Source organism: Actinoplanes sp. NPDC051405, assembly GCF_055586185.1.
Genome location: NZ_JBVJIR010000005.1, coordinates 406,972 through 426,139, shown reverse-complemented (window position 1 = coordinate 426,139; position 19,168 = coordinate 406,972). Strand labels below are relative to the sequence as shown.

Sequence of the window (19,168 nt, the reverse complement as noted above, 5' to 3'; positions counted from 1 at the left end):
CCCCCCCCCCCCCCCCCCCCCCCCCCCCCCCCCCCCCCCCCCCCCCCCCCCCCCCCCCCCCCCCCCCCCCCCCCCCCCCCCCCCCCCCACCGCCGTGGGGAGGTGACGCCGCCCGATGGCCCGAGCGGCGCCAGGTTGGTTTAGGAGGCCTCGGCCAGCGTCGCGCTGACCGTCTGCTGCTGGCCGTTGCGGGTGAAGACGACGGTCACCTTGTCGCCGACCTTGGCGGACTGGACGATCCCGATCAGGTCGTCGGAGTCGTTGACGGCCTTGCCGTTCACCGAGTTGATGACGTCGCCGCGCTCCAGGCCGGCCTTGGCCGCCGCACTGCCCTCGGTGACCGTGCTGACCAGCGCGCCGCCGCCCTCGGCCTCGGTGACGCTGACGCCCAGCGCCGGGTGGCTGACCTTCTTGCCGGCCATCAGCGCGTCGGCGACGTCCTTGGCCTTGTTGCTCGGGATCGCGAAGCCGAGGCCGATGTTGCCCGAGCCCTGCCCGGAGGTGGCGATGGCGGAGTTGATGCCGATCACCTCACCGTTGGTGTTGACCAGCGCGCCACCGGAGTTGCCGGGGTTGATCGGGGCGTCGGTCTGCAGCAGGCCGGACATCGAGGTCGCCCCGGCGCTCTGCTGTTGCTGCTGCTGGCCGCCGAACGGGTTCTGCGGGGTCTGCTGGTCCTCACCGCCGGACCGGATGGTGCGGTCCTTGGCGCTGATGATGCCCTCGGTCACCGAGCCCTCCAGGCCCAGCGGGCTGCCGAGCGCGAGCACGGTGTCGCCGACCTGCATCTTCGAGCTGTCGCCGAACTTCGCCGCGGCCAGGTCGGAGACGCCGTCAGCCTTGATCACCGCGAGGTCGGTCCGCGGGTCGGTGCCGACGATCTTGGCCTGGGCCTTCTTGCCGTTGGCGAAGATGACGGTGACCGAGTCGCCGGTGGCGGTGGCGACCACGTGGTTGTTGGTCACGATGTAGCCGTCGGCGCTGATCACGACGCCCGAGCCCTCACCGGTCTGGGTGGTGATCGAGACGACGCTGTCCTTGACCGCCGCGACGATCTGGGCGAGCGACGAACGGTCGACCACCCGGTTCACCGAGGCGTCGGCGGTCTGCACGGTCCTGGTGTTGTTGTCGTCGTCGAAGGCGAGCGCGGTGGCCGCGCCGACCCCGCCGGCCCCCAGGGCGATCAGCACCGCGGCCGCGCCGGCCACGAAGATCTTGCGGCCCCGGCCGGCCCGCGCGGGGTCGCGCTGCTCGGTCCCGACGGCCTGGGCCCACACCGGGGCGTCCGACTGCGGGGGTACGCCGCCGCCGGGCGTCCAGTGGCCGGGCTGGCCGGGCGCTCCCTGGGCCGCGTACTGCGGGTGGGGCTGGCCGGCGTAGGCACCCGCGTAGGGCGGCTGCGGCTGGCCCGGATACTGCTGCTGGCCGGCGCCGTAAGGCTGCTGGCCGTAGGGCAGCGGCTGCGTGTGGTGCTGCGGCGCCCCCTGCTGGGCCCCGTGCTGCTGGGCTGCCTGCTGCTGGGCCGGGTGCTGGCCACCGCGCTGCCACGGGGACGCGAGCCACGCGCCCTGCTGCTGAGGCGCACCCGCCTGCGGGGCGCCGGACTGCGGGATGCCGGACTGGGGCGCACCCGCCTGCGGAGCGCCGGACTGCGGAACGCCGGAGTGCGGAACGCCGGACTGGGGGGCGGCCGGCTGGCTCAGCGTGGGCTGCTGCGCCGTGGTGTCGGACTGTCCCCGCTCCGGGCCGGTCGCGGGAGAGGCGTCCGCGGGCCGGTGCGACAGCTCCTCGGACGGTGAGCTTTCGTGCCGCTGCGGGTTGGTCTCGTACTCGTTCATGCGGACTACATTGCCCCTGTCCGCTCCGACTCACCTGTGTTGGCCCTGGACGTTTTCTGTGAATGGAAGTGCCGGGAAAATCAGGAGTCGTCCGGTTCCAGAGCGGGCAAAGTGACCCGGAAAGTCGCACCCTTGCCCGGCTCGCTCAGCACCTCCACAGTGCCGTGGTGGGCCCGTACGATCGCGGCCACGATGGCCAGGCCGAGCCCCGTGCCGGTGGCCGCGCGGTCCGTGTGCCGGGTGCGGGCCTCGTCGGCGCGGTAGAAGCGTTCGAAGACGTGTTCGCGCTGCTCGGGGGACAGACCGGGCCCGGTGTCGGCGATCTCGATGACCGCGCGGTTGCCCGACTCCGGATAGAGGGAGAGCGTCACCGCGGCATCGGCCGGCGTGTGCACCAGGGCGTTGGTCATCAGGTTGCCGATGACCTGCCGCAGCCGGGCGTCGTCGCCGTACGCGACCAGCTTCTCCGGCGCCTCCCGCACGTCCAGCTCGATCTTGCGGTCCGGGGCGGTGGCCCGGGCGGCCTGCACCGCGTCCATGGCCAGCACCGGCAGCTCCACCGGGGCCAGCTCGACCGGGCGCTCGCGGTCCAGCCGGGCCAGCAGCAGCAGGTCCTCGACCAGCAGCCCCATCCGGGCGGCCTCGTCCTCGATGCGGCGTACCAGCTTGGCGGTGTCCTCCGGGTTGGCGACCGCGCCCTGGCGGTACAGCTCGGCGAAACCGCGGATGGAGGTCAGCGGGGTGCGCAGCTCGTGCGAGGCGTCCGCGACGAACTGGCGCATCTTCTGCTCCGAGCGCACCGCGCGGGCCTCGGAGATCTGCGCGGCCTCGGCGGCGTCGCGGGCCTGCGACTCCGCGGCGCGGGCGGCGGTCTCGGACAGCGCCCGGGCGGTGAAGGCCGCCTCGATCTGGGCCAGCATCGCGTTCAGGGCTCGGGACAGCCGGCCCAGCTCGGTCTTGGGTTCGCCCTCGTCGGGCTCCGGATCGGGCACGCGCTGGGTGAGGTCGCCGGCCGCGATGGCGGCGGCGGTCCGCTCGATCTGCCCCAGCGGGATCAGGCTCTGCCGCACTATGGCCGCACCCACCGCGGCCAGGGCGAACAGCACCCCGGCGCCGACCAGGACGTCGACCCAGATGAGCCGGGCGATGGCCTCGTCGATGCCGCGCAGCCGCTGCCCGGCGTGCAGCACTGTGCCACCGTTGACGTAGGTGACCAGCATCCGCCAGATCACCGTGCCGTCGGCGGACTTGACCGTGTACTGCTTGCCGATGTGCTTGTTGACCTCGTCAACACCCTTGAGCACCGGGGGCAGCTGGGTCGGCTTCAGCGCGGGGTCGTACTTCGGGTAGTCCGAGTCGCCGATGCCGTCCACCGTGGTGACGTTGACGTAGTAGTCGGCCGGCAGGATCAGCGTCTCGTTGCCCTTGAGGTTTTCCAGGGTGTCGGTGAAGCGGACCAGGCCCACGTCCAGCCGGTTGATCATGTAGCTGTGCAGCGCGTACGTGCTCGCGGCGCTGATCAGGGACAGCGCCGCGAACACGAGAGCCAGCACGGCCGCGACGAGCTTGGTGCGCAGCGGCACCCGCCGCAGATTGGTCTCGGGGACGTGGCTGCGGACCCGGTCGGAGATGGTCAGGGACACGGTCGGCTCATGCCGCGGGTTTGCGCAGCACGTAGCCGACGCCGCGGAGCGTGTGGATCAGTCGCGGCTGGACGTTGTCCACCTTGCGGCGCAGGTACGAGATGTACGACTCCACGATGTTGTCGTCACCCCGGAAGTCGTACTTCCACACGTGGTCGAGGATCTGCGCCTTGGAGAGCACCCGGTTGGCGTTGAGCATCAGGTAACGCAGCAGCTTGAACTCGGTGGGCGAGAGCTGCACGCGCTGACCGGCCCGGTAGACCTCGTGCGTCTCCTCGTCGAGCTCCAGGTCGGCGAAGACCAGGCGCGACGGCTCCTCGTCACCGGCGGTGGTGCGGCGCAGCACGGCCCGGATCCGGGCGGTGAGCTCCTCGAGGCTGAACGGCTTGGTCACGTAGTCGTCGCCGCCGAGGGTGAGGCCGCGGATCTTGTCGTCGGTGCCGTCGCGGGCGGTCAGGAAGACCACGGGCGTACGGGCGCCGCCCTCGCGCATGAGCCGGATGACCTCGAAACCGTCGAGGTCGGGCAGCATCACGTCGAGGACGACGAGGTCGGGGGTGGCGTTCTTGGCCGCACTGACGGCCGCGCTGCCGCTGGTGGCGGTGCTGACGTCGAACCCTGCGAAACGCAGGCTGGCGGAGAGCAGCTCGAGGATGTTCGCGTCGTCCTCGACGACGAGGAGCTTCGCCTCGCTCTGCTTTCCCTGGGTCTGGGTAGCGGCCATGCCCACCATCTTCGTCCAGGTCGCTGCGCCTGCGCTGCACGGTGCCTGAAAGTTTTCTGTGAGCCTGCTAAGCGGCAAGATCGAAGGTGGTGGACCGCAGTCCGGCCGATGCCTGAGCCGCCCGGGCCAGCGCCCGCCGGTCCGCACCGGGCTCGGGGCGCAGCGCGGGCGAACCGACCAGCGTCACGGTCAGGCCGCGGAGACCGGCCACCCGGCGGACCGAGGACCAGAGGGTGTCGTCGCCGACGAAGGACGCCTGCGGGGAGCCGTACCGGATCGCGATCGGCACGACCGGGGCGCCCGCGTCCACCGCCGCCTGGAAGACCGCCGGCCGGAAGCGCCCGCGTTCGGCGCCGCAGAACGTCGTACCCTCCGGGAAGACCGCGACCGACCGGCCGGCCCGCAGCGCCGCGGTGACCTCGGCCACCGTGGCCGGCAGCCGCTTCGGGCGGGTCCGGTCGACGAAGATCGACCCGGTCCGGGCGGCCAGCGCGCCCACCGCGGGCCAGGCCCGCACGTCGTGCTTGGCGACCAGCCGGACCGGCGTCACCGCCAGCAGCGCGACGACGTCCAGCCAGGAGACGTGGTTGGCCACCAGCAGGCTGCCGGGCCGCGGCGCCGGGCCGCGCCACACCAGCTTGACCCCGAGGGCCGCGAGGATGCCGCGGGAGATCATCCGCGCGGCGGCGTGCCGCAGCAGCGGCACCAGGACCAGAGCACTGAGCAGTACGCCGAGAAGCGCCATCAACCGCACCACCACGGTCCCGGCTCGCACAGCCTCCGCACCGGCCGGACGACATTGCGCCCCGCACGCCGACGCCGGCTGCCAGATGGCCGAGCTCATCGGGTAGCGCCCAGGAAGTGGCGGCGGTAGCGCGGGTCCATCCGGTCCATCGAGAACAGCACATAGAAGTCGGCGCAGTGGAAATCCGGGTCGTAGGCCGGCTCGCCGCACACCCAGCTGCCCAGCCGCAGATAACCCTTGAGCAGCGGCGGAGCCTGCGTCCTGGGGTCACCGACCTGATCGGTGCGGGCCAGCCAGGGGCTGCGCGGCCGCACTCGCAGAGCCGGCGGCGAGAGGTGCTTGGCGGAGACCCGGGCCCACACGCCGGCGGCTGTCGCGCCGCCGTCCTCGAGGCCGACCGAGGCGCAGCCGCCGAGCCAGCGCAGGTTGTTCAGGTGCAGGTAGCGGGCGATGCCCGCCCACATCAGGTTGACCACGGCGCCGGAGCGGTGGTCCGGGTGCACGCAGGAGCGGCCGGTCTCGACGAGCTGGTCACGCAGCGGGCTCAGCCCGCTGAGGTCGAACTCACCGTCGCCGTAGCGGCGCCCGGCGCGCTGGGCGGCCTTCGGGGTCATCATCCGGTACGTGCCGACGACCAGGCCGGTCGCGTCGTCCCGGACGATCAGGTGGTCGCAGAAGTCGTCGAACTCGTCGACGTCGCGGCCGTCGGGGGTGGCGCCGCGCAGTGTGGCACCGAGCTCGGCGGCGAAGACGTCGTGGCGCAGGCGCTGCGCGGCCGCGACCTGACTGGCGTCGTCGGCGATGAGGAGCGAGTAGCCGCTGGTCCCGGTGGGTGCGGCAGCGGTCATGAGTACCGTCATGAGATCTGTGTAGGGCTCGCGTCTGCCGACGGCGTGTCGCTCCAGGTGGCCCCGGATGACACTCACATGAACGACTCTGTCCGCGGTCGCCGTTGGGGCCACCGCGATTGCCGCGAACCGGTAGGTTGAGCGCTCAGTCGATCAGTGAGGAGCAAACGTGACGGCCGGGTCCGAGGAGATCGTCGTCTCCCACCTCACCAAGCACTACAAGACGCTGCGAGCCGTGGACGACCTGTCGTTCGCCGTGCACTCCGGGCGGGTCACCGGGTTCCTGGGTCCCAACGGCGCGGGCAAGACCACCACCCTGCGCATGCTGCTGGGCCTGGTCACGCCGAGCGCCGGCACGGCGACTTTCGGCGGCGTGCGCTACAACGACCTCGATCAGCCGATCCGGCACGTCGGCGCCGTCCTCGAGGCCTCCAGCGCGCACAAGGGCCGCACCGGGCTCAACCACCTCCGGATGATCTGCACCGCGGCCGGGCTGCCCTGGCAGGCCGCCGACGAGGCGCTGGCCAAGGTCGGGCTGACCCCGGCCGCCAAGCGCAAGTTCAAGGGTTACTCGCTGGGCATGAAGCAGCGCCTCGGCATCGCCGCGGCGCTGCTGGGCAACCCGCGGGTGCTGATCCTCGACGAGCCGGCCAACGGGCTCGACCCCGAGGGCATCCGCTGGATGCGCGACCTGCTCAAGGCGCTCGCCGCCGAGGGCCGTACGGTGCTGGTCTCCAGCCACCTGCTCGGCGAGATGCAGCAGCTCGCCGACGACGTGGTGATCATCGCCGCCGGCAAGCTGATCCGCCAGGGCCCGGTCGGCGAGGTCCTCGGTTCGATGGCCGGGATGACCCAGGTGCGGGTGCGCACCCCGCAGGTCGAGGCGCTGACCGCCGCGCTCTCCGAGCGCAACGCCACCGTGACCCCGCTGCCCGACGGCGCCCTGCTGGTCTCCGGCCTGGACGCGGCCACCGTGGGGCACACCGCCTTCACCAGCTCGGTGGAGTTGCACGAGCTGGCCGGCGAGCGCGCCGATCTGGAACAGGTCTTCCTGCAGCTGACGGCCGGAAAGGCGGGCATCCGATGAACCTGGTGAAAGCCGAACTCTTCAAGATCCGGTCCACCTCGACCTGGTGGATCCTCGGCCTGGTCACCTTCGTGCTGTGGGCGCTGACCCTGCTGATCAACTGGGCCGGCAGCTCCATCAACTCGGGCCCGGAATCAACCGAGGGCCTGACCCCGGAGCAGGCGGAACAGGTCCGGGTGGCCAACGAGGCCGTCAACGTGGCGTCGAACCTCTACACCAGCGGCCAGTTCTTCGGCGTGCTGATGGTGATGCTGCTGGCCGCGATCGTGGTGACCAACGAGTTCTTCCACCAGACGGCCACCACCACCTTCCTGGTGACCCCGCGCCGGCAGTCCGTGGTGCTCGCCAAGCTGATCGCCTCGACCCTGCTCGGGCTGACCTTCTGGCTGATCACCACCCTGCTCAACCTGATCTTCGTGCCGTTCATCCTGGACGCGCTGAACGTCGGCTCCCAGCTCGGCGAGCCGGCGATCTGGCGCGCCGTCGGGCTCAACGCGCTGGCGTACGCCCTCTGGGCGATCCTCGGCGTGGGTGCGGGGGTGCTGATCCGCAGCCAGATCGGGGCCACCATCGCGCTGAGCACGACCTACGTGATCGGCTACTTCGGTGCAACGACGATCTTCTTCCTGCTCACCCCGCGCATCGGTGACTGGTTCGGCAAGCTCCAGGTGCTGGTCCCGCCGCTGGCCTCGCAGCTGATGGTCTCCGGCACCGAGCTGCCCGGCAACCCGCCCCGCTGGGTCGGCGCCGTGGTGCTCATCGGCTACGCGGTGCTCGCCGGCGGACTCGGCACCTGGCTCATGAAGCGGCGGGACATCGCCTGAGTGTCCTTCTCCCCCTCAGGAAGTTGGTCACAGACCGGACGTCCGGATGGTCACGGAAATCTCACGGCGTAGCCTTGACGGCGATTTCCTTTCCGTCCCGTGTGACGAACGTCGCGTGCTGACAACTTGGTGAAAGAGGCGAACACGGAAGTGTCGACCCAGCAGACTTCGCATGAAAATCCACTCGCGGACTTCGGTCCGAACGAGTGGATCGTCGACGAGATGTACCAGCGCTATCTGGCCGACCCGTCCAGCGTCGACCCCGCCTGGCACGACTTCTTCGCCGACTACAAGCCGGCGATGGCCTCGGGCTCGATCGCGACGCCCGACGAGGCCACCGCCGCCAACGCGAAGGCCACCGCCGCCAAGGCCGGCACCGACGCTCCCGCCGCGTCGACGATCGCGCCCGAGAAGCCCACCGTGCCCGCCAAGCCGGCCCCGGCCAAGCCCACCCCGGCGGCCGAGCCGGCCCCGGCGAAGCCCGCGGCGGCCACGCCCGCCCCCGCCAAGCCGGCACCAGCCAAGCAGGCACCGGCCAAGCAGGCACCGGCGCCGGCCCCCGCGGCCGGCGCCAAGGTCACCACGCTGCGCGGGGTCGCCGCCCGGATCGTGCAGAACATGGACGCCTCGCTGGAGGTGCCCACCGCTACCTCGGTGCGCGCCGTCCCGGCCAAGCTCCTGGTCGACAACCGCATCGTGATCAACAACCACCTGGCCCGGGGCCGCGGTGGCAAGGTCAGCTTCACCCACCTCATCGGCTGGGCGCTGGTCCGCTCGGTCATGGCCCACCCGGAGATGAACAACTCCTTCGCCGAGGTGGACGGCAAGCCGGCCATGGTCCAGCCCGAGCACATCAACCTGGGCATCGCCATCGACCTCGCCAAGAAGGACGGCACCCGGACGCTGGTCGTGCCGTCCATCAAGAACTGCGAGACGATGGACTTCCGCAAGTTCTGGCAGGCGTACGAGGACGTGGTCCGCCGGGCCCGCCGCAACGAGCTGACCATGGACGACTACGCCGGCACCACGATCTCGCTGACCAACCCCGGCGGCATCGGCACCGTGCACTCCATCCCCCGCCTGATGGCCGGGCAGAGCGCCATCATCGGCGTCGGCGCGATGGAGTATCCGGCGCCGTACTCCGGCATGTCCGACGAGACCCTCACCGAGCACGGCGTCAGCAAGGTCACCACGCTGACCAGCACCTACGACCACCGGGTCATCCAGGGTGCGCAGTCCGGTGAGTTCCTCAAGGCGATCCACGAGTTCCTGCTCGGCGAGCACGCCTTCTACGACGACATCTTCACCTCACTGCGGATTCCTTACGAGCCGGTGCGCTGGGTGCGCGACGTGGCCCGGACCTCCGAGGGGCAGATCGACAAGGCCGCGCGGGTGGTCGAGCTGATCCACGCGTACCGGGTGCGCGGTCACCTGATGGCCGACACCGACCCGCTCGAGTTCGAGATCCGCCGGCACCCCGACCTGGACGTGCTCCAGCACGGGCTGACCCTGTGGGACCTGGACCGGACCTTCCCGGTCGGCGGCTTCGCCGGCAAGCAGAAGATGAAGCTGCGCGACGTCCTCGGCGTGCTGCGCGACACCTACTGCCGCCGGGTCGGCATCGAGTACATGCACATCCAGGGCCCGGAGGAGCGGCGCTGGATCCAGGACCGGATCGAGATCAAGTACACCAAGCCGTCGCCGGAGGAGCAGAAGCACGTCCTCAACCGGCTGAACGCGGCCGAGGCGTTCGAGACGTTCCTGCAGACCAAGTACGTCGGGCAGAAGCGCTTCTCGCTCGAGGGCGGCGAGTCGCTGATCCCGCTGCTGGACGAGGTGCTGCAGGCGTCCGCCGAGGGTGGCCTGGACGAGATGGTCATCGGCATGGCGCACCGCGGCCGGCTCAACGTGCTCGCGAACATCGTCGGCAAGCCGTACGGGAAGATCTTCAACGAGTTCGAGGGTCAGATGGACCCGAAGTCGGCCCACGGCTCCGGCGACGTCAAGTACCACCTGGGCCAGACCGGCAAGTACACGACGCCGGACGGCGAGAGCGCGACAACCGTCAGCGTGGTGGCCAACCCGTCGCACCTGGAGGCCGTGGACCCGGTGCTGGAGGGCATCGTCCGGGCCAAGCAGGACCGCCTCGACCTGGGCCTGCACGGCTACACGGTGCTGCCGGTCCTGATCCACGGCGACGCCGCGTTCGCCGGCCAGGGCGTGGTCGCTGAGACGCTCAACCTCTCCCAGCTGCGCGGGTACCGCACCGGCGGCACGGTGCACGTGGTCGTCAACAACCAGGTCGGCTTCACCACCGCCCCGGAGTACAGCCGCTCGTCGCTCTACTCGACCGACGTGGCCCGCATGATCCAGGCGCCGATCTTCCACGTGAACGGCGACGACCCCGAGGCCGTCGTCCGGGTGGCCCGGCTGGCGTTCGAGTACCGCCAGGCGTTCAACAAGGACGTCGTCATCGACCTGGTCTGCTACCGCCGCCGCGGGCACAACGAGGGCGACGACCCGTCGATGACCAACCCGCGGATGTACCAGATCATCGACACCAAGCGTTCGGTCCGCAAGCTCTACACCGAGGAGCTCATCGGCCGCGGTGACCTGACCGTGGACGACGCCCAGGAGCAGCTGCGCGACTACCAGGCGCAGCTGGAGAAGGTCTTCAAGGACACCCGGGACACCGCCGGCTCCCCGCCGCGCGCACAGCGCTCGGCCACCGACGAGCCGGAGCCGCAGGTCGACACCGCGATCGACGCGGCCGGCGTGCAGGCGGTGGGCCAGGCCCACCTCGACCTGCCGGAGGGCTTCACCCCGCACAAGCGGGTCCAGCAGCTGCTGGACCGGCGGGCCAAGATGGCCACCGACGGCGGCATCGACTGGGGCATGGGTGAGCTGATCGCCTTCGGCTCGCTGCTCAGCCAGGGCGTCACCGTGCGCCTGGCCGGTCAGGACTCGCGCCGCGGTACGTTCACCTCCCGGCACGCCGCGATCGTCGACTCGAAGACCGGCAACGACTTCCTGCCGCTCTCCACGCTGGCGACCGGCAACGCCCGCTTCTTCGCCCACGACTCGCTGCTCAGCGAGTACGCGGCGATGGGCTTCGAGTACGGCTACTCGGTCGAGAACCCCGAGGCGCTGGTGCTCTGGGAGGCGCAGTTCGGCGACTTCGTCAACGGCGCCCAGTCGATCGTCGACGAGTTCATCTCGTCCGGCGAGGTGAAGTGGGGCCAGCAGTCGTCGCTGGTGCTGCTGCTCCCGCACGGCCAGGAGGGTCAGGGCCCGGACCACTCGTCCGGCCGCCCGGAGCGTTTCCTGCAGCTGTGCGCGCAGGACAACATGCGCGTGGCCAACCCGACGACCCCGGCGAACTACTTCCATCTGCTGCGCCGCCAGGCCCTGTCGCCCAAGCGCAAGCCGCTGATCGTCTTCTCGCCGAAGTCGCTGCTGCGGCACAAGCTGGCGGTGTCGTCGGTCGCCGACTTCACCAACGGCCGGTTCCAGCCGATCATCGCCGACGCCGGGATCAACGGCACGCCGCTGGACGCCGGGGCGGTCAAGCGGGTCCTGCTCTGCTCGGGCAAGGTCTACTACGACCTGTTCCAGGCCCGGGCCGAGCGCGGCCGCACCGACACGGCGATCATCCGGATGGAGCAGATCTACCCGCTGCCCGTCGAGGAGCTCAAGGCGGTCCTCAACCAGTACCCGAACGCGGAGGACTTCGCGTGGGTGCAGGAGGAGCCGGCCAACCAGGGCGCCTGGTCGTTCGTGGCGCTCAACCTGCTGGAGCACCTGGAAGGCGTACGCCTGCGCCGCATCTCGCGGCCCGCCGCGGCCGCCCCGGCGGTCGGCTCGGCGAAGCTGCACGACGCCGAGCAGTCGGCCCTGGTCGAGGCGGCCCTGCCCCGGCCGTGACGCACTGAGCAGTCGGGGGCGTTTCGCTACGGCGGAACGCCCCCGCTTACTATCCGGACATGTACTTCACCGATCGTGGCATCGAAGAACTCGTCGAGCGGCGCGGCGAGGAGTCCGTGACCCTGGAATGGGTCGGCGACCAGCTGAAGAACTTCGTCGACGCGCACCCGGAGTTCGAGACGGCCATCGAACGCTTCGCGACCTGGCTCGCCCGCGCCGACGAGGACGACGACGAGTAGGGGCTCAGCGGGTCCGGCGGGACACCAGGAAACCCGCGACCGCGAGCGCGGCGCCGATCGCTGTCACCAGCACCGAGTCGATGACCGCGAGACCCAGCACCACGAGCACGCCTCCGATCAGCGACAGCGCGAAGCTGGGCGGGTCCTGCCAGGGTCGTCTGCGGGTCGAGCTCATGGCGGCGTCTCGCCTTTCCTGTCAGGCCGGTCGCGGCTTGCGACCGACCGGGCGGTCGGTGTGCCGGCGCACCCAGGCGGCGAGGCCGCCGCTGAGCATGAGGAACACGCCGATGATCATGCCTTTCCACGAGTTGAAGAAGATTCGGGAGTCGTCCGTGACCCCGTTGTCCGCCACGAACTCGGCGGGCTGAGCGGGGTCTATCCGGATACCCATCGTCGGCTGCGTGCCCGGGTCACAGTCCTCCTCCCGGGGGCAGTTGATCCTCGGGTGGTACTGCCGTCCCTCGTGGATGTACCAGAGCTCGACGTTCGCCTGGCCTGCCTTGTTGGAGCCCTTGAACTCCGCGAGCGTCGCCGTCAACGCGACACCGTTCGAGCGCAAGCGCTCTGCCTTACCGGCCGCGCTGGTCTTGACGACGATGCCCCCGACGGTCAGGAGCAGGCCGCCGCCGAGCAGCACCGCCGCGATCAGCACGACGAATGCCTTGTCCCGCGCCGTCCACTCGCTTCCCTCGGACGGCTTCCGCTCGGCCACCGTGGTCTCCTGTCGTTGCGAAGTCATCAGTAAGGCGCCGGCCCGGCCGCGGCCGACAGACCCTAGCGGCCGGGTCGGTGGATCATCAACCCCATGCCATCGGGTCCGTCCAAGGAACGCCGACCTGCCACGGTGAATAGTCACCCGGCGTGGAAAGCGCCAGCCAGCCGGTTTGCGCAAAGAACGGTCCCGCCGCCGCCTTGGCAGCCGTCTTGTCGATGCCGCCCGAAGTCAGGAATTGCTCACTGAGGGTGAGACTCTTCTCCCCGGTCAGGCCCAATGAGGATCTGACCGGGCCTGCGGCCGTGCCACCCTGGGTGGCCCGCAGCGCGCGAACACCGGGGATGAGCTTGAACGAGGCCACGTCGATCGCCATGCCGGTTCCCATCCTCGTCACGTTGGCCTCGGTCCAGCCGCTGTTGGACGCCGCGACGTCCAGAACGCGCCCCGTGAGGGCCACCCCCAGACCCGCCACACCGGCCACTGCGCAGACCCCGGCGGTGAAGAACACGCAGGCTCCGAACCCGATCACCGCGGCACCGCCGGTTACCCAGTCACGGTTGGTACGCCACCATGCCTTGGCGCCGCCCTTGCCGTCGAACAGGCACTTGAAGTCGAAGAAGTTGCATTTGCGGCCGCCCTCCATCTCATCGATCTCCGGTGTCGACGGCTTCTGCGCCTCTGGTTTCGGGCACTGTGGCACCGGGCCGTACAGCAGAGGCTTCGCCGGTTTCGGTTTGCTGCTGACCACCGGTCCGACGAACAACCGGAAGCGCCAGGTGGCGGTGGTCACCCGGCCCACCAGCCACACCCCCGGAACGCCGGCGTAGCGCATGTTGATCCAGCCCACCGCCGAGCCGTAGCCGCCGAGACATTGGGAGCCGCCGTACCGGCAGAACAGGTAGTAGGTCCGCAGATAGTGGTACTCGTACCCGCCCTGGATCCAGGAGCCACTCTCGCTGCCGATCTTCATCCACCTGCCCGTGGCGGACAAGCCGTTGGCATCGCTGCGGTCGACCGGGCTGTTACCCGCGTACGCGTACGGGTTCATCTGCTGGGGGTCGTCGGCGGCCAGCACCGGGTCCACGCTGACGAAGCGGCCGATCGCCGGGTCGTACTCGCGGGCGCCGAGGTGCACCAGCCCCGTACCGTCCATCGTGCCGCCGACGAAGCCCTTGCTGTTCGGCCACGCCTGCGCCGTGCCGCGGGTCTCGCCGTACGGCGTCTGACGGCGCACCTTGGACTGCTGGGTCTTCTCGTCGATAGTCACGTTCGCCGTACCCTGCTCGTCGCTGAGGGTCCAGCTCAGTGCCGTGGCCGTCCGGGACGCGATGCTCTGCCCGGACCACGAGTAGTAACGGATGCAACTGCGCACCGCGGTTTTGGTGTCGAACCGGATCTCCTGCCCGGGGAGATAGAGCGTCTTGCCCTTCGCGTCGCGGGAGATGATGCGGTTGCCCTCGGCGTCGTAGACGTACGACGTCGTGCCGGTGGCATCCTGCACGCTCTCCAGCCGGCCCTCCACGTCCCAGCTCAGCGTCTGAGTGCCCGCTGTCGCCGTCGGACGGGTCCGAGTGTTGCCGGCCTCGTCGTAGGTGTACGCCGCCTCTACCGGTGCCGCGCCCTCGGTCGTGGTGGTGGTGCCCTTGAGCTGGTGAGCGAACGGCTGCCCGTTGTCGCCTTCGTAGTGGTAATCGGTGGTCCGGGGCCCGGTCGCCGCGGCGTTGTCGACCTGCTTGAGCCGACGGCCGGCGGCGTCGATCTCCCAGCGCAGCCAGTACTTCGCCGGACCACCGAGCGCCCCGGTGGCCGGCGCCTGCGCACAGTCCCCCGAGGCCGGGGTCCAGGCCTCGACCAGGCGTCCCGCGAAGTCGTTGCGGAAACACTGGTTGTCCGGTCCGCCTTCGGCGGCAACGTCGGCGATCTTGGCGATGTTGCCCACCGCGTCGTAGTCGTACCGTTGGTTCGAAACCGTGTACGGGGAGATCAGCTCCCGGTCCACCCGGGAACCCTTGAGCAGCCCCGTCTCCAACTCGCGTTGGAACGACTGGAAGACCCGGGCGCCCTTCTCGGAGTACAGGCCCGTGTAGAGCTCGACCTGGTCGACCTGACCGAGCGCGTTGTAGTCCGTGTCCGCGACGTAGCTGAACTCGCTCGTTCCGTAGATGGTGGTGAGCTGCTTCGGCGCGCCGGTGACGGCGTCGTAGTGGTTGTGCAGAGTCTCGGTCGGCAGATCCGCCGTCTGCGGGTACGAGGTGGTGGCGACACTGCCGTCGTCGTTGTACGTGGACGAGTAGCCGTAGCTGCCATTGAGCCCGGTCTCGGTGGTGGGCACCTCGATGGTGCTGCCCTTGGGCTTGTTGTCATCGGTGTAGCCGGTGATCTTCATCGTGTACGCGGCGCTGCCGACGTATCGGGTGGACTGCGAGAGCTGGCCCTTGGCGATCGTGTCGTAGGTCCACTGCGCGCGGCCGGTGCCCGAGATCGCGTTCTCGAACAGTCCCTTCTTGCGGCCCAGCGCGTCGTAGGTGTAGAGCAGCTTGCGATTACGGGAGTCGACAGTTGTCGTGATCTTGCCGGCGTTGTTGTACGTGAACTGCGTCCGGCCCTTGTCCGGGTCCTTGGTCTCCACTTCCCGGCCACGAATGTCGAACACCGAGGACATGACGTTGCCGGCCGGGTCCTCAACCCGGATCAGCTGGCCCTTCGGGTCGTACGTGTACTTGGTGGCGTCGTACTTTCCCGTCGGCGTCGAGCCGTGGTACTCCCGCAATTCCACCGTGCGCCCGTTGGCGTCACCGACCGCCGACGTGACCGTGCCTCCGGCGGGCGGGGTGTTGTCCACCCGGTCGCCGGCGTAGTACGTCGTCGTTCGAGTGCGTTCGGTGTCGTACGGCTGGAAGATCGATGCGATCACCCGGCCGGTGCCGTCGTATCGGGTCAGGGTCTGGCTCGGCACGTCGGTGCGGTCGGTGGCGGTGACCACCGAGGTGCCCACCTTGCCGGAGTTGTAGTAGTTGTTGTACTTCTTCACCTCGCGGCCCGCGGTGTCGTAGAAGTTGTCGGAGATCAGCCGGCCGCCGGACGGTGACGGTGCCTGAGTCTGCCGCAGGCGGAGCAGACCGTCGTAGAGCTCGCGCTTGGTGACATAGCTGCCCGTCGGCGTCAACATGCTGGTCGTGACGATCGAGGGTTTGTCGTTGTTGACGTCGTAGGTGAAGACGACGGTGTCCTTGGCGCTGCCGGCCTTGCGGACGGTCCGGCTGCGTCCGAGGCCGTCGTAGGTCATCGAGGTGCGCTTGCCGTTCGCGTCGATCGTCGCCGTGGCCAGGCTCCAGGCCGGCTCGAGCTCCGTCTCGAAGGTGTGCAGCAGCGGGTTCGTGACCACCGTCGAGGTGACCGGAGCGTTCTCCGGCGGGTCGTAGCGGGTGGTGGAACGCTTGTTCATCGCGTCCCAGCTCTCGTCGGGACGGCCGTAGTCATCGAAGCCGGCCTTCGCCGTGGTGACGAACGACGGGGTTCCCGCCTTCCAGTCCGACAGCTCCTGGTTCTCGGTCGGCAGTCCCACGGTCGGAGCGACACCATGCTCCTCGCCGTCGTAGAGGGTGCGCTCGATCTTGATGACGTCGTCCGCGGTCAGCTCGGCCGGCTTGGTCGCGTCCTTGCACGCCTTCGCGTACTGGCTGGCGGTGTGCGGCCGGTTCAGGATCCAGACGGTCCTGTCACGGGCATACTCGGTCACCACGCACTTCTCGTCGCCGGTCTTGGCCGTGTCACCGCTCTCGTCCACTTTGACCGGCATGCCGAGGTCGTCGAAGGTGGTCCGGGTGGTGTTGACCCGCACGCCGCGGCCCGCGTCGAGAGTGACCCTGTTGTGAGTGGCGCCCACGTCGACGAAGCGCGACTCGACAGTGTCGCCGTTGATGGTGCGGCTCGCGGTCGGGTCGGACTGCCACGGCTCGTTGACCACGCGGGCCACCTCCGGGCCGCCCTTGCCGTTGTAGGAGATCTTCTCCCGCTCCATGCCGGCGTACGCGTCCTTGTCGGCGACCGTCGGCACGCCCGCGCCGGGGATCGTCACCTCCCGCCGGCCGGAGGGCAGCTTGTCGCCGTCCATGCCGCGGAAGTACGTCGTCTCGGTGTAGGACTCCTCGCCCTCGTCCCCGACCGTCACCCCGACCCTGCCGTAGCCCCGCCACTGCGACCAGGTCTTGTCCTTCTTGTTGATCAGTCCGTCGTCGTCGGCGTAGTGCCAGGCCGGGTCGCCGAGGTAGTCGTACTTGTAGGCCACCCGCGGACTGCCGTTGGGCGGTGCGCCGCCGGTGTGGTCGGTCTCGTAGATCTTCTCCACCACGTACTTGTGGAAATAGTCGATCACCGGCTTGGCGTAGCCCTCGGGCGTCCAGCGCACCGGATAGCAGCGCAGCTTGTTCTTCTCCGGGTCGGTCGGCACCTTGGTTTTCGCGACGCATTCCTCGGGGGAGTAGTTCACGCTCACCGTGCCGCCGGACTCGGAGCGGATCTTGGCGATCCGCCACCACTTCATCGCGGGCGAATGGTCGATCGTGTCGACACGGTTGTCGAGCTGGACACCGGTGAACTCGATGTCGGGCGTCGAGGCGGCCGCACCGACCAGGCCCTCGTGCGAGATCCGGCTCAGCCACAGGCCGGCGCGGGTGGCGTCACCCGGGTCCGGGAACCGGTGGGTGAGTTTCCACCGCTCGACGTCACGGTAGTCTCCGCCGCTGAGCAGACGGGTGGTGACCTCGGCGAGCCGCTTGGTGGTCCAGAACGTCGGACCGGCGATCAGACACTTCGCCTTGAGGCACTGCTGGTCCCAAGGGGTGTCCGGCCAGTTCTTCTCGTTGTGCTTGGCGCAGTTGGCCAGGCAGCGGTCGGCGACCTTGAAGTCGACCCGCATCGGCGCCTTGAGACCGCGGTACAGCGAATCCGTGCGCTCGCCGGCGACCTTCGTGCGATTGTCGGTGCCGTAGTCGATGTGGTTGAGCGTGCCACCCCGGATGTACTCCACCGAGCTGGTGATCTTCATGTTGCGGGCGTACCGGTTCTTCTCGATGTCGTACCACATCGACATGGTGTTGCCGCTCGGGTCGACCACGTAGTCGAGGTTCCACCGCCAGGCCTGCGTACAGTCGGAATCCTTGAACTCCGCCGCGTGGCACGGCTCCTCGGGATCGTTGCCGAACACTGGCGCGGTGTAGACCGAGCGGGTCTCCGGCTTGTCCTTGGTCCAGCCGTCGAGCCGGTTCTTCCCGAAGAAGTACTGGGTGCCGTCGACGGTCGTGACTCTCCAGTACTCACCGTTGTTGTCACCGTTGCCGTAGTCGGCCCCGCCCACGAGCCGCTGGATCCGGGTGCCGTCGTCGCGGCGCAGGTGCCAGTACTTCTCGTCGGCGTTGTAGATGAGCTCGCCGCCGCCACCGGCCAGCGACATCGTGGCGTTGTCCGTCTCCCAGCACAGATCGCCGGTCTTCTTCTTGTTGTTGTGCGAGTCGGTGTCCATGTCCAGCCCGCACTGGGTGTAGCGGCGCTCGATGAAGTCGCCGGGGGTGAACTCGAAGCCCTCCCCCACGATCGACGGCTGGTTGTTGGAGGCGGCATGCCGGCCGTCGACGCTCTGCGCGGAGTAGGCCAGCTTCATCGACGGGGTCGGGCCGTTCAGCCCGGGCGGGGTCCGCATCGGGTACGACCAGGTGAAGTCACCGGTGCTGCCGCCCGCGGACCAGGTCGCCGAGGCCGACAGGCTGGTGGCCGAATAGTCCCCGGAGGCGCTCGCCGAACCGGCGGAAACAGCCACCAGGCTGCCACTGCCCCCGGCCGCGGCGGCGGACCGCTGCAACCCGCCCTGGGGCGGCAGGCTCACTGTCGCCTTGACTCGCTTGGTGGAGACGTCGTTCTTCGACGCCAATGTCGTCGCCGCGCACTCGTCCAGCTCCGGGGTCGTCAGGGCGCACTCCGGCATCGAGACCACCCGCAGGCGACTCGCCCAGTCGGCGCCGTAGGCCGTCACGAAGCTCTGGTAGTCGACGGTGAGGTCGACGTCGGCGCCCGCGGCGCCGGTGTCGGTGCGGTCGACCTTGAGCAGTAGGCCGTGTACCTCGGCGTTCTCGGTCGTGGCCTGGTCGTAGAGACCCACCCGCACCTTCGGCGCCGCGACGTCCGCCGCCGCGACCCGGCCGGCCGCGGCCTTGGCCGCCGCCGGCGGGGTACTGACGTAAACCGGCAGGCTGCCGACCTGAACCGGTGCCGGTGTGGTGGGCGGGACCGTGGCCTCCCCGGTGGCCGCCGCCGGCCACTGCGGGTCCACCTTGTCGGTGGCGTCCGGCGGCGGGGTCACCGCCGGGTCCGGCACGGGCGGCACATCGCTGACCGGGACGGAGTCGACCGGGTCAGCCGTGGGCACGATCGCTCCCGGCGCCGCCAGTGCCGGGACGGCGGCCACCGGCGAGAGGACTGCCATGGCCAGCACGGCGGAGAAGCCTCCGACGAGCAGCGATGAACGACGGTGCCGGCGACGCAGCACCGGGGCAGGGCGGACGGACACCAGGACCTCCGAGGTCGGT

The 19,168-nt window shown here is 69.7% G+C and carries 12 protein-coding genes; 4 read left to right on the top strand and 8 right to left on the bottom strand.

Annotation, left to right across the window (positions count from 1 at the left end; genetic code table 11):
* Positions 1-140 precede the first annotated feature (140 nt).
* From ACZ6S4_RS14665 to ACZ6S4_RS14645, 5 genes are all read right to left on the bottom strand, one after another.
* On the bottom strand, positions 141-1,838 hold the full coding sequence (locus tag ACZ6S4_RS14665; RefSeq protein WP_465475387.1) for a S1C family serine protease: 1,698 nt from the start codon (positions 1,836-1,838) through the stop codon (positions 141-143).
* Between the two features lie 80 nt (positions 1,839-1,918).
* A complete protein-coding gene (locus tag ACZ6S4_RS14660; protein ID WP_465475412.1) occupies positions 1,919-3,475 on the bottom strand; it encodes a sensor histidine kinase in 1,557 nt (518 codons plus the stop codon).
* A gap of 13 nt (positions 3,476-3,488) precedes the next feature.
* Positions 3,489-4,205 carry a response regulator transcription factor gene (locus tag ACZ6S4_RS14655; protein ID WP_023562178.1) on the bottom strand — a complete coding sequence of 239 codons (717 nt, stop codon included), beginning with the start codon at positions 4,203-4,205 and terminating at the stop codon, positions 3,489-3,491.
* A gap of 67 nt (positions 4,206-4,272) precedes the next feature.
* Positions 4,273-4,950 (bottom strand): lysophospholipid acyltransferase family protein, encoded by a 678-nt coding sequence (locus tag ACZ6S4_RS14650; protein ID WP_465475386.1) that lies wholly within the window; start codon positions 4,948-4,950, stop codon positions 4,273-4,275.
* 95 nt (positions 4,951-5,045) lie between these two features.
* Positions 5,046-5,810, bottom strand: coding sequence for a GNAT family N-acetyltransferase (locus ACZ6S4_RS14645; protein ID WP_360831553.1), 765 nt, complete (start codon positions 5,808-5,810; stop codon positions 5,046-5,048).
* 157 nt (positions 5,811-5,967) lie between these two features.
* Between ACZ6S4_RS14645 and ACZ6S4_RS14640 the strand changes: the two genes are divergently transcribed.
* From ACZ6S4_RS14640 to ACZ6S4_RS14625, 4 genes are all read left to right on the top strand, one after another.
* Positions 5,968-6,885 (top strand): ABC transporter ATP-binding protein, encoded by a 918-nt coding sequence (locus ACZ6S4_RS14640; protein WP_465475385.1) that lies wholly within the window; start codon positions 5,968-5,970, stop codon positions 6,883-6,885.
* Positions 6,882-7,709, top strand: coding sequence for an ABC transporter permease family protein (locus ACZ6S4_RS14635; RefSeq protein WP_465475384.1), 828 nt, complete (start codon positions 6,882-6,884; stop codon positions 7,707-7,709). Before ACZ6S4_RS14640 ends, ACZ6S4_RS14635 begins: the two co-directional genes overlap by 4 nt.
* A 129-nt stretch (positions 7,710-7,838) precedes the next feature.
* On the top strand, positions 7,839-11,633 hold the full coding sequence (locus ACZ6S4_RS14630) for a multifunctional oxoglutarate decarboxylase/oxoglutarate dehydrogenase thiamine pyrophosphate-binding subunit/dihydrolipoyllysine-residue succinyltransferase subunit (RefSeq protein ID WP_465475383.1): 3,795 nt from the start codon (positions 7,839-7,841) through the stop codon (positions 11,631-11,633).
* Positions 11,634-11,692: 59 nt separating this feature from the next.
* Positions 11,693-11,872, top strand: coding sequence for a DUF6104 family protein (locus ACZ6S4_RS14625; protein WP_433721815.1), 180 nt, complete (start codon positions 11,693-11,695; stop codon positions 11,870-11,872).
* Between the two features lie 4 nt (positions 11,873-11,876).
* Here the strand turns inward: ACZ6S4_RS14625 and ACZ6S4_RS14620 are convergent, their stop codons facing one another.
* The 3 genes from ACZ6S4_RS14620 to ACZ6S4_RS14610 form a co-directional block, all read right to left on the bottom strand.
* Positions 11,877-12,047 (bottom strand): hypothetical protein, encoded by a 171-nt coding sequence (locus ACZ6S4_RS14620; RefSeq protein WP_465475382.1) that lies wholly within the window; start codon positions 12,045-12,047, stop codon positions 11,877-11,879.
* A gap of 21 nt (positions 12,048-12,068) precedes the next feature.
* On the bottom strand, positions 12,069-12,584 hold the full coding sequence (locus ACZ6S4_RS14615) for a hypothetical protein (RefSeq protein ID WP_465475381.1): 516 nt from the start codon (positions 12,582-12,584) through the stop codon (positions 12,069-12,071).
* A gap of 85 nt (positions 12,585-12,669) precedes the next feature.
* Positions 12,670-19,149 carry an RHS repeat-associated core domain-containing protein gene (locus ACZ6S4_RS14610; RefSeq protein WP_465475380.1) on the bottom strand — a complete coding sequence of 2,160 codons (6,480 nt, stop codon included), beginning with the start codon at positions 19,147-19,149 and terminating at the stop codon, positions 12,670-12,672.
* Between the last annotated feature and the right edge of the window lie 19 nt (positions 19,150-19,168).